The organism is Lysobacter brunescens (assembly GCF_042677005.1).
GTDB lineage: Bacteria > Pseudomonadota > Gammaproteobacteria > Xanthomonadales > Xanthomonadaceae > Lysobacter_I > Lysobacter_I brunescens.
This window is the reverse complement of the sequence record NZ_JBHTIF010000022.1, coordinates 1-1,022: the sequence shown is the minus strand read 5'-3', so window position 1 is coordinate 1,022 and position 1,022 is coordinate 1. Positions and strand designations below refer to the sequence as shown.

At 69.0% G+C, this 1,022-nt stretch carries 1 protein-coding gene; it reads right to left on the bottom strand.

Annotated elements, in window-relative coordinates; genetic code table 11:
* A partial coding sequence (locus ACFQ0E_RS19160; protein ID WP_386826633.1) for an AMP-binding protein occupies window positions 1–1,022 on the bottom strand: 1,022 nt, incomplete at both ends.

The following is a 1,022-nucleotide window of genomic DNA, read 5'->3' as shown; positions in this document are numbered from 1 at the left end:
CGCGCACGCAGCGCCTTCCGGTCGATCTTGCCGTTCGCGCTCAGCGGCATCGCCTCCACCGCGATCCACTCCTGCGGCAGCATGAAACCCGGCAGGCATTCGCGCAGGTGGGCCTTCGCGCGACGTTCCCGTTCGGCCGGCGCATCCTCTCCATCGGCCAGATACTCGACGAACGCGACCAGGCGCTGCGGCCCCGCCTCGTCGATCTTCAGCACGCCGCTGCTCCTGACTTCGCCGCTGGCCGACAGCGCCGTTTCGATCTCGCCCAGCTCGATCCGGAACCCGTTGAGCTTGACCTGCTGGTCGATGCGACCGATGAACTCGAGCCGGCCCTTCTCGTTCCAGCGGACCAGATCGCCCGTGCGGTACATCCGCGCGACCGGCAGCCCGAGGCTCGCGCCGTCGACGAATTTCTCCGCGGTCAGCTCGGGACGGTTCCAGTACCCGCGCGACAGGCCGGTACCGCCGATCCACAGTTCACCCGCCACGCCCTGCGGCACGGGCAGCCCCTGGCGATCGACGATGCGGACCTCGCAGCCGCGGGTCGGCACGCCGATGTCCGGCACCGCACCCGACTCACGCACGCACCGCGAGACCGTCGAATACGTTGTGTCTTCGGATGGACCGTAGAGGTTGTAGACCGCTTCGATCCCGGGCTGCGCATGCACGCGCTCCACCACGTGTCCCAGCAGGGCCTCGCCGGCCAGGTTGACCACGCGCACCGAAGGCGGCAGCGGGCCGTGTTCGAGCAGCTGCATGATCGCCGACGGCACCGTGTTGACCAGCGTGACGCCCTGGACGCAGGACTCCGGCTCTTGCAGGGCCAGGATATGGTCGACCAGCAGGCAGGTGCCGCCGCAGGTCAGCGGCGCGAACATCTCGAACACCGACAGGTCGAAGCACATCGAGGTCGCGGCGAGCACGACCGCCAGGTGCTCCCGCGTGTAGACGCGATGGGCCCAGGCCAGGAACGCGACCGCGTTGCGGTGCTCGATCATCACGCCCTTGGGCTGGCCGGTGGT